Origin of the sequence: Microbacterium sp. K35 (assembly GCF_004794375.1) — a bacterium.
GTDB lineage: Bacteria > Actinomycetota > Actinomycetes > Actinomycetales > Microbacteriaceae > Microbacterium > Microbacterium sufflavum.
The window spans coordinates 1-8,865 of the sequence record NZ_SSDM01000025.1 but is presented as its reverse complement, the minus strand read 5'-3'; the positions used below and the strand labels follow the sequence as shown (position 1 = coordinate 8,865).

The window sequence follows — 8,865 nt, the reverse complement described above, 5'->3', positions numbered from 1 at the left end:
GCGGGTTCGTGCGGGCCGACGCGCGGCTCGCCGCCGAGGCGCTCGTGACACGGCTCACCGGCGCCACTCCCCCGACCGCCGGGGACGACCTCGGCGACGAGAGCCGGCGCTCCGGCACCGGCTCCGCGGTGGAGCACGCGACGCCGACCCGTCCGTGGCGCGAGAGCGTCGATGTCGCAGCCGCGCGCACGTACGACGCCGGTGACGAGCTCGCGCCAGACGGACGCCTCGACCCCCGCTCGGCCGCGCGCCGCATCGCCGAGCTGCTGCCGCAGGACCGCGTGGTGGTGTCGGACGGCGGGCACTTCATCGGCTGGGCGAACATGTACTGGCCGGTCGCGGCGCCCGACCGCATGATGATGGTCGGCACGGCGTTCCAGTCGATCGGTCAGGGCTGGCCGAGCGTGGTGGGCGCCGCCCTGGCCCGCCGGGACTCGACGATCGTGCTGACCTCGGGCGACGGTGGCGGGCTGATGGCGATCGCCGACCTGGAGTCGGCCGTCCGCGCCGCGGGTGGCCGCGGGCTGGCGGTCGTGTGGAACGACGCGGCCTACGGCGCCGAGGTCAACCTCTACGGCCTGAAGGGACTCGCCGAGGCGCCGATGCGCATCCCCGAGGTCGACTTCGCGGCGTTCGGTGCCGCGGTCGGGGCGGAGGGGCTCGTGGTGCGCACGCTGGCCGACCTCGACCGGCTCGCCGCGTGGACCGCCGAGGATCCGGCGACGCGCCGCTTCCTCGTCGTCGACCTGCGCATCTCCGGCGACGTGATCGCCCCGTATCAGCAGGAGATCATCCGCGTGAACTCCTGACCGGGCCCGCCGCTAGGCTCGCCCCATGACGGATGTCCCCGAGATCCTCCGCTTCAGCGCGTTCGCGGCGACGCCGGACGGCGGCAACCCCGCGGGGGTGGTGCTCGACGCCGGAGGCCTCGACGATGCGGAGATGCAGCGGATCGCGGCCGACGTCGGGTACTCCGAGACCGCGTTCGTGACCGGCGCCTCCGATGACGGGGCGCGGCTGCGGGTGCGGTACTGGTCGCCGGCCGCGGAGGTCCCCTTCTGCGGTCACGCGACGGTGGCGACGGCGGTGGCGCTGGCGGAGCGCGACGGCCCGGGCACGGTGGTGTTCGAGACGGCCGCCGGTGCCGTGACGATGGAGTCGTTCGCCGACGCGGACGGGCAGGTGACGGTGTCGTTCACGAGCGTCGAGCCGCAGGTGCGCGACCTCGACCCGGCGGTGCGCGACCGGCTGCTCGGACTGCTCGGGATGACCGCGGACGACGTCGACCCCCGCTTCCCCGTGCGGGAGGCGTTCGCGGGCAACTGGCACCCGATCGTCTTCGTCGCCGACCGTGAGTTGTTCCACCAGTTCCGCTTCGCCCCGGCCGCGGTCGCCGCCCTCATGCGCGAGCAGGGCTGGCTCGGCACGGTGACCGTGCTGCACGCCGAGGATCCGGCCGACATCGAGGCCCGCAACCTGTTCCCGGTCGGGCGCATCACGGAAGATCCGGCGACGGGTTCCGCGGCGGCCTCGGTCGGCGCGTACCTGCGCGCCCAGGGCTTCCCCGGCGACAGCGTGCGCATCCGCCAGGGCGCCCATGTCGGACGCCCCAGCGAACTGCGCGTGGCCGTGCCCGCGACGGGCGGCATCCTCGTCTCCGGCGGCGCGGTGCGGATCGGGTGACGCCCTCTCCCCGCCCGGCGCGCTTCGAGCGCTCGACGTGCTGTCGAGCGCACGGGTCGGCCGCGCGGGCGTCCCGTACCCGCGACGCGATCCCGTGCACGCACCGAGACGCGCGTGTCCCTCAGCCCTGCGCGCTGTAGTCCGGGAGCTCCTGCAGGGTCCAGGTGTTGCCGTCGGGGTCGTCGAACGACACGAACCGCCCCCAGTCGAGCTCCTGCACCCCGCGCGCCTCGACGCCGAGGCCGCGCAGATGAGCCAGCGCCTCGTCGGCATCCGGCACGACCACCTGGATCGAGTTCTGCTGCCCGGGCTCCAGCGCGACGCCGAGGCCCGTGCCGAACGCGATCGAACAGGCCGACCCGGGCGGCGTCATCTGCACGAACCGCAGCCCCTCCGTCGGCGTGTGGTCCCCGTCGGCGTGGAAGCCGACCCTCTCGTAGAACTCCTTCGACCGGTCGACGTCCGACACGGGCACGAAGATGAGCTCGATCTTCCACTCCATCACGCACTCCATCCTGTCCGGGCTCCCTCGCCCGTCGCGGCTCACGGTACGCCGGGGCACCGACACCCGCCACCGCCGCGGCAGGGTCCGCGTCAGATCCAGCCCTTGTCCGAGGCGATGCGCACCGCCTGCGCCCGGTTGACCGCACCGGTCTTGCCGATCGCAGCCGACAGATGGTTGCGCACCGTGCCCGCCGACAGGAAGACCTCCGCGGCGATGGCGGCGGCGGATCGGCCGTCCGCGGCGAGCCGCAGCACCTGTCGCTCCCTGTCGCTGAGTGGATTCGCCCCGTCGAAAAGGCTCTCCTCGGCGAGCGCGGGGTCGAGCACCCGCAGCCCGGAGTGCACGCGGCGCACGGCCTCGGCGAGATCCTCCGCGGGAGTGTCCTTCACGATGAAGCCGCTCGCGCCCGCGTCGAGGGCCGACCGCAGGTAGCCTGGCCTGGCGAACGTGGTCACCACGAGCACCCGCGTGCCCGGGCTGACCTCACGAATCCGCCGCGTCGCCTCGACCCCGTCCACGCCCGGCATCTGGATGTCCATCAGGCACACGTCGGGACGCACCTCGGCCGCCAGCCGCACCGCCTCCGCTCCGTCCGACGCCATGCCGCTCACGGTCAGGTCGGCCTCCAGGTCGAGAAGGGCCGCGAGCGCGCCGCGCACGAGAGCCTGATCGTCCGCGATCAGCAGCCGGATGCTGTCGCCCGCTCCCGTGTCCGCGTTCACCACGTCACCTCCACCCGCGTGCCCGACGCCCCCGCGGGTCCGATCGAGAACGACGCTCCCGCGGCCGCGGCGCGCTCGCGCATCCCGCGGACGCCGTTGCCGTCGACGGCGCGGGAGGCGCAACCGATGCCGTCGTCCTCCACGACCACCCGCCCCGGCGCGAGCAGCACCCGAACCGTGTCGGCTCGCGCGTGACGCAGGACGTTCGTGGTCGCCTCGCGCAGGATCCAGCTCGCGGTGATGGCCTGCGCGGGCGAGAGCGCCTCGGGCCCGCCCGTGGTCTCGAGCCGGATGTCGGCCGCGCGCAGGGAGTCCCCCGTCGCGGCGAGCTGCTCGATCAGCGTGGTCGCACGCGCCCCCGAGACGGTCTGCCGCACGCCCGCGATGGCTTCCGCGGTCAGGCGCTCGATGTCGGCGAGCTCGGCCCGCGCCCGCTCGGGGTCCGTGTCCATCAGGCGTCGCGCGAGCTGGGCCTTGAGGCCGACGACGGTCAGCGAGTGGCCGATGAGGTCGTGCACGTCGCGTGCGACCGCCTCGCGCCCCTCGCTCGTCGCCAGCTCCAGTCCGAGGCGCTCCGCCTCGGCAGAGCGCAGGATCAGCCAGGTCGACACCGTGTTGACGACCCCGAGCAGCGCCACGATCGCCAGGACCGACGCGTACGTCAGGTTGCCGGGGATGAGCAGCACGCACCCCGCGGCGACCACGACCGCCGCCACGGTCGCGATCCAGTGCCACAGCCGGGTGAGGCCGTACGACGCGAACGACATGATGAACGGAAGGAAGCTCAGCGCCGAACCGCCGACCGCCGGCACCGTCACGAGTGCGCACGCGATGAGCAGCGCGAAGGTGATCCACTGGCGCGGCGTCGGGGGCCGCCCGAGCCCTCCGCCGCCGCGCATGCCGTGCAGGAACCCCGTGACGTACAGGACGATGAAGGCGACGAGCGCCACCCAGCCGGTGACGACCCACCCGAGCGGTGCGGTCGAGTGCAGCAGGGCGATCACCGGGTACACCAGGAACACGAGCCAGATGACGGCCATCAGCCATCCGAACCGTGCCCACGGCTCCTTCCCGGAGCGGTCCGCGGCACCGGGAGGCGGCGACGCGACCGGAGCTCCGGCCGCGCCGGACCGGAGGGCGTCGCGGGAGGCTCGGGAGCTGCCGGAGCGCTCCCGCTGCGTGCGCTGCGTCATCCGTCCAACCTACTGTCGGCCGGCGCGGGTCACTGGCGAGCCCGGGAGCGCCGCATGCCCATCGCGACCAGCACCGCGAACACCGCGAGCCACACGGCCACGTTGAGGAAGAGCATCCACAGCGGGTCGGTCTGCCCGGTCGTCAGCACGCCCTCGGTGAGCGGCCAGCGGCTCAGCGCGACGAAGCCGTACAGCGGTGTGAAGCGGGCGATGTCGAGCATCACCCCGTCGAGCGGCATGAACACGTTGCCGAAGAACGCGAAGAACGTCATCGAGATGGACGCGAGGGCGGCGGCCGAGTCGGAGCTGAAGAACAGGCCGACACCGAGACCGAAGAGCCCGTACATGAGGCCGATGCCGAGGATGATGCCGGCGGTCGCGGCCCAGCGCCACCCGTCCTCGACCTCTGCGCCGGTGAGCATGCCGGCGACGAACACGGCCACGAGGGCCAGAGCCGCGAACGACACCGCGGTCAGCAGCTTCGTGAGCGCGTACCCCGCCGTGGTGAGCGGGGTCATCGCCAGCTGGCGCCCCCACCCCTGCTTGGCCTCGGTGGCGGCGAGAGACGTGAGCGAGCTCATCGCGACCGCCGTGCCGTAGGCGGCCATCGACGTCATGACGTAGAAGGAGACGTTGCCGTTCCCCGCGGACAGGGTGCCGTAGCCCATGCCCGCCCCGAAGAGCAGATACATGGCGACGGGCATCGCCAGGGTGAACGCGAGGGTGTACGGGTTGCGCAGCTGGCGGACGCCTTCGATGCGCAGCATGGTGGGTGAGACGAGCATGGTCAGTCCTCCGTGAGAGCGGTGAAGGCGGTCTCGAGCGTGGGCGCGGCGATCTCCAGGTCGTGCGCACCGCCGTCGAGCAGGATCCGGGCGGCCGCGTCGGAGTCGGTCGCGCGCAGGCTGAGGCGGTCCCCGTCCTGGCGCACCCCGGTCACGCCCTCGGCGGCGGCCACCGCGGCGAGGAGCGCCTCCGCGGTCCCCGGCGCGACGGTCGCGGCGACCGTGCGCTCCCCCAGGCTCGCGCGCAGCAGGGCGGTGGGGGCGTCGGCGACGACGGTGCCCCGGTGCATCACGACGGTGCGGCGGGCGAACTGCTCCGCCTCCTCCAGGTAGTGCGTGGCGAACACGATCGTGCGCCCGGCGTCCGCGTCGGCACGCATCACGTCCCAGAAGTGCCGGCGCGCGGTGACGTCCATCCCCGCGGTCGGCTCGTCCAGCACGAGGATGTCCGGGTCGGACACCATCGCGAGGGCGAACTTCACGCGTTGCTGCTCTCCCCCCGAGCACTTCGCGACCCGGCGGCGCGCGAGGCGCGTGAGGTCGGCCCTGGCCATCACGTCGCCCACCCGCGCGATCGCCTCTCCGCCGTGCAGCGAGGCGATGAGGCGCACGGTCTCGCCGACGGTGAGGTCGCCCAGCAGCCCGCCGGTCTGCAGCACCGCGCCGATCGCTCCGCTCGCGGTCGCCCGCTCCGGGGTCATGCCGAGGACCTGCACCGTCCCGCTGCTCGGGGCCGTGAGGCCGAGCAGCATGTCGAGCGTCGTGGTCTTGCCCGCGCCGTTGGGCCCGAGCAGTGCGACGACCTCTCCGCGGCGGATCGACAGGTCCACGCCGTCGACGGCCTGCACGCGGCGGTCTCCCGAGCCGTAGTGTCGGCGCACGTCGCGCAGCTCCAGCACGATCGGGGCGTCCGCGGGAGCGGCCGCGGGTTCGGTGTCGGGTCCGGGTGCCGGGCGAGAGGCGACCCGCATCGCCGTCGCGCCCGCAGAGGTGTCGTTCATGCCTCCAGCCTCGCGTCCGCCCGGCCGCGGCGCCGGAGCCCGGTGTCATCTCCTCGACATGACACGTGTCATGCGGCGGACCTCAGCGCGCGGGGAGGAAGGCACCCTCCAGGAAGCCCTCGAGCTCCGCCACCCCGTCGAGCGGGAAGATCGCGGCCACGTACTGGTCGGGGCGCACCACGACCACGACGCCGTCGCGGGACAACTCGCGCGCCTCGAAGATGTCCGTCGCGCACCACTTGCTGGGACCGGCGGCGTACACCTTCTCCCAGTCGGTGAGCCCGAGGGGACCCGTCTTCGGCTGGAACAGCGCGGGGGCCGAGGTCACCTCGACCTCCTCGAACGGCTGCGGGTACACGGCCTTCACGTCGAACACCGCGTCCTCGTCGCCGTCGGCCGGGGTGAACCGCGCGAACACGGGTGCCGCGGCCTCGGCCCAGGCCGTGAGCGCCTCGCCGGTCCGGTCGCCGAACGCGTAGACGCGCCACCGGCCGTCGGCCTTCGCGTGGTGTCCGAGGTGCACGACGTTGCCGTCCCCGACCCGCACGACCTCGGCGGACTTGAAGCGCTTGCCCAGCGGATACCCGACCGCGAGCTCCTGGTGCGCATCGGTGCCCGTGATCATGGAGCCCGTGTACTGCGTCATGAACCCGGAGGGGAACTCGGCCGTCGCGAGGTAGTACGTGGCCAGGTCGTTCGGGTCGGAGATCTCCTCGGGCTTGCGCGCCATGAGGCTCGACCACTCGCGGTCGAAGTCGATCAGCTGCTGCGCGACGGGCCGCCGCTCGGCGCCGTACGTGGCGAGCAGGGACTCGGGCGCGCGGCCGGTGAGCACGGAGCCGAGCTTCCAGCCGAGGTTGAAGCCGTCCTGCATCGAGACGTTCATGCCCTGGCCGGCCTTGGCGCTGTGCGTGTGGCAGGCGTCGCCGGTGAGGAACACGTGCGGCGTCCGCGACTCGCCCTCGTCCACGTCGTCGAAGCCGTCGGTCACGCGGTGCCCGACCTCGTAGACGCTGTGCCAGGCGACCTCGCGCACGTCGAGCGTGTAGGGGTGCAGGATCTCGTTCGCCCTGCGGATGATCTCCTCGATGGGCGTCTGGCGCACGCGGTGGTCGTCGTCGGCGGCGACCTCTCCCAGATCGATGTACATCCGGCTGAGGTAGCCGCCCTCGCGCGGGATGTGGAGGATGTTGCCCGCGGCCGAGTTGATGGCGCACTTGGTGCGCCAGTCCGGGAAGTCGGTGTTGACCAGCACGTCCATGACGCCCCAGGCGTGGGCGGCGCTGGCGCCGACGTGCGTGCGGCCGATCGCCTGGCGCACACCGCTGCGGGCGCCGTCGCAGCCGGCGACGTACTTCGCGCGGATCGTGCGCTCCTCGCCGGCGCGGTCACCCGCGACGTAGCGGATCCCGACCTCGACGGGGTACTCGCCCTCGTCGTGCACGGTGAGCCCCGTGAACTCCACGCCGTAGTCGGGCGTGATGCGGCCCGGCCCGTTCGCCGCGGCCTCGGCGAAGTAGTCGAGCACGCGCGCCTGGTTGACGATCAGGTGCGGGAACTCGCAGATGTCGTAGGCGTAGTCGGCGGTGCGGGAGGTGCGCACGATGCGATCGCGGTGCTCGGGGTCGGGACCCCAGAAGTTCATCCAGCCGATGTTGTAGGCCTCGGCGATGATGCGCTCCGCGAACCCGAACGCCTGGAAGGTCTCGACGCTGCGCGGCTGGATGCCGTCGGCCTGGCCGAGCACGAGTCGCCCCTCGCGCTTCTCGATGAGGCGCGTGGAGACGTCGGGGTACTGCGACATCTGTGCCGCGAGGAGCATGCCGGCGGGGCCGGACCCGACGATGAGCACGTCGATCTCGTCGGGGAGGTCGGCGGGGCGGTCGGTGCCGATCCCCGCGGCGTCCTGCACGCGGGGGTCTCCGGACACGTAGCCGTGGTGGTGGAACTGCATCGTCGTCGATTCCTTCCGGACGTCGCTGTCGGGTGTCGCTGTCGGGTGCTGCGGGGTCTTGCGTCCGAGACGAGCGTGTTCTATATTCGAACACACCGTTCTACTATTGAACACAGCCTAAACCGGCGCCGCGCGCGCCGCAAGGAGCCGCATGCCCGAGAGCCCGACCGCCGCGCCCGCCTCGCAGACGCTCAGCCGCGGGATCCGCATCCTGGAGGTGCTGTCCGACGCACGCCATGCGCTCACGATCGACGAGATCGCCGCGCGGCTCGACGTGCACCGCTCGATCGCCTACCGCCTCCTGCGCACCCTGGAGGACCACGGGCTCGTCAACCGCGACGCGGCGGGCGCCGTCAGCCTCGGCGCCCGCATGGCCGCCCTCGCCGCCGGCGTGGCGCACGACCTGCAGGCCGAGGCGCTGCCCGAGCTCACCGCGATCGCCAACGAGCTCGGCATGACGTGCTTCCTCGCGGTGCTCGACGGCACCGACTGCATCACCCTCGCGAGCGTCGAGCCGCGGCACGCGGTGGCCAGCGTCGCTCAGCGCCCCGGCGCCCGGCACCCGGTGACGGTGGGCGCCCCCGGCAAGGCGATCCTGGCGCAGCTCCCGGTCACCGAGCGGCCGGACGGCATCTCCCCCGCGCTGCGAAGCGAGGTCGAGGCCGCCGCGGAGCGCGGGTACGCCACGAGCCACGACGAGGTCATCCCCACCGTGCAGGCCGTCGCCGTGCCGCTGGTGCTGCGCGGGCAGCGCCCGTGCGCGATCGCCGTCGTCCACGTGGCGACCGACCTCGACGACGCCGACATCGCCGCCCGCCTGCAACGCTCCGCCGCCGTGATCCGCGAGGCCCTCGACGGCTGATCCCACCCGGGGCTCACGCCCGCCGCATCCTCGGATCGATCGCCGCGCACCGGCGCGCGATGGCACCCTCGCCCCGCGAGGGAGAACGCACGGCACCGGGCACGCGATGGCGCCCTGAGCCTCGCGGGGAGCGCACCCGCGCGTGGGCGCACGGCGCCGG

General features: G+C 73.2%; 9 protein-coding genes. 3 read left to right on the top strand and 6 right to left on the bottom strand.

All coding sequences use genetic code 11. The annotated features are described in order from the left end of the window. Together DW299_RS00595 and DW299_RS00590 are read left to right on the top strand one after the other, a co-directional pair. The coding region (locus tag DW299_RS00595; protein WP_240745270.1) for a thiamine pyrophosphate-dependent enzyme at window positions 1–809 on the top strand (809 nt) is incomplete at its 5' end. A gap of 25 nt (window positions 810–834) precedes the next feature. Continuing rightward, a complete protein-coding gene (locus DW299_RS00590; RefSeq protein WP_136035270.1) occupies window positions 835–1,683 on the top strand; it encodes a PhzF family protein in 849 nt (282 codons plus the stop codon). Window positions 1,684–1,804: 121 nt separating this feature from the next. On the opposite strand, the gene DW299_RS00585 is transcribed toward DW299_RS00590, so the two are convergent. The 6 genes from DW299_RS00585 to DW299_RS00560 all read right to left on the bottom strand — a co-directional run bounded on the left by DW299_RS00585 (window position 1,805) and on the right by DW299_RS00560 (window position 7,843). Then, complete coding sequence (locus DW299_RS00585) at window positions 1,805–2,185, bottom strand: VOC family protein (protein ID WP_136028504.1); 381 nt, start codon at window positions 2,183–2,185, stop codon at window positions 1,805–1,807. A 92-nt stretch (window positions 2,186–2,277) separates the two neighbouring features. After that, a complete protein-coding gene (locus tag DW299_RS00580; protein ID WP_136028503.1) occupies window positions 2,278–2,913 on the bottom strand; it encodes a response regulator transcription factor in 636 nt (211 codons plus the stop codon). Further along, on the bottom strand, window positions 2,907–4,103 hold the full coding sequence (locus tag DW299_RS00575; RefSeq protein WP_136035269.1) for a sensor histidine kinase: 1,197 nt from the start codon (window positions 4,101–4,103) through the stop codon (window positions 2,907–2,909). Before DW299_RS00575 ends, DW299_RS00580 begins: the two co-directional genes overlap by 7 nt. A 29-nt stretch (window positions 4,104–4,132) precedes the next feature. Then, on the bottom strand, window positions 4,133–4,888 hold the full coding sequence (locus DW299_RS00570; RefSeq protein WP_136028501.1) for an ABC transporter permease: 756 nt from the start codon (window positions 4,886–4,888) through the stop codon (window positions 4,133–4,135). A 2-nt stretch (window positions 4,889–4,890) separates the two neighbouring features. Next, the gene (locus tag DW299_RS00565; protein WP_240745269.1) at window positions 4,891–5,889 is read right to left on the bottom strand and encodes an ABC transporter ATP-binding protein; all 999 of its coding nucleotides are present in this window, start codon (window positions 5,887–5,889) and stop codon (window positions 4,891–4,893) included. 82 nt (window positions 5,890–5,971) lie between these two features. Further along, complete coding sequence (locus tag DW299_RS00560; RefSeq protein ID WP_136028479.1) at window positions 5,972–7,843, bottom strand: FAD-dependent monooxygenase; 1,872 nt, start codon at window positions 7,841–7,843, stop codon at window positions 5,972–5,974. A 151-nt stretch (window positions 7,844–7,994) separates the two neighbouring features. Here DW299_RS00560 and DW299_RS00555 point away from each other — a divergent pair, with 151 nt between their 5' ends. After that, window positions 7,995–8,705, top strand: a complete 711-nt coding sequence (locus DW299_RS00555; protein ID WP_136035268.1) for an IclR family transcriptional regulator — start codon at window positions 7,995–7,997, stop codon at window positions 8,703–8,705. The last annotated feature ends 160 nt before the right edge of the window (window positions 8,706–8,865 follow it).

Excerpts from the sequence above, each read along its gene's own strand:
- DW299_RS00585 (WP_136028504.1), bottom strand. The coding sequence starts at position 2,185 with ATGGAGTGGAAGATCGAGCTCATCTTCGTGCCCGTGTCGGACGTCGAC.
- DW299_RS00555 (WP_136035268.1), top strand. The coding sequence starts at position 7,995 with ATGCCCGAGAGCCCGACCGCCGCGCCCGCCTCGCAGACGCTCAGCCGC.
- DW299_RS00575 (WP_136035269.1), bottom strand. The coding sequence starts at position 4,103 with ATGACGCAGCGCACGCAGCGGGAGCGCTCCGGCAGCTCCCGAGCCTCC.
- DW299_RS00570 (WP_136028501.1), bottom strand. The coding sequence starts at position 4,888 with ATGCTCGTCTCACCCACCATGCTGCGCATCGAAGGCGTCCGCCAGCTG.
- DW299_RS00590 (WP_136035270.1), top strand. The coding sequence starts at position 835 with ATGACGGATGTCCCCGAGATCCTCCGCTTCAGCGCGTTCGCGGCGACG.
- DW299_RS00565 (WP_240745269.1), bottom strand. The coding sequence starts at position 5,889 with ATGAACGACACCTCTGCGGGCGCGACGGCGATGCGGGTCGCCTCTCGC.
- DW299_RS00560 (WP_136028479.1), bottom strand. The coding sequence starts at position 7,843 with ATGCAGTTCCACCACCACGGCTACGTGTCCGGAGACCCCCGCGTGCAG.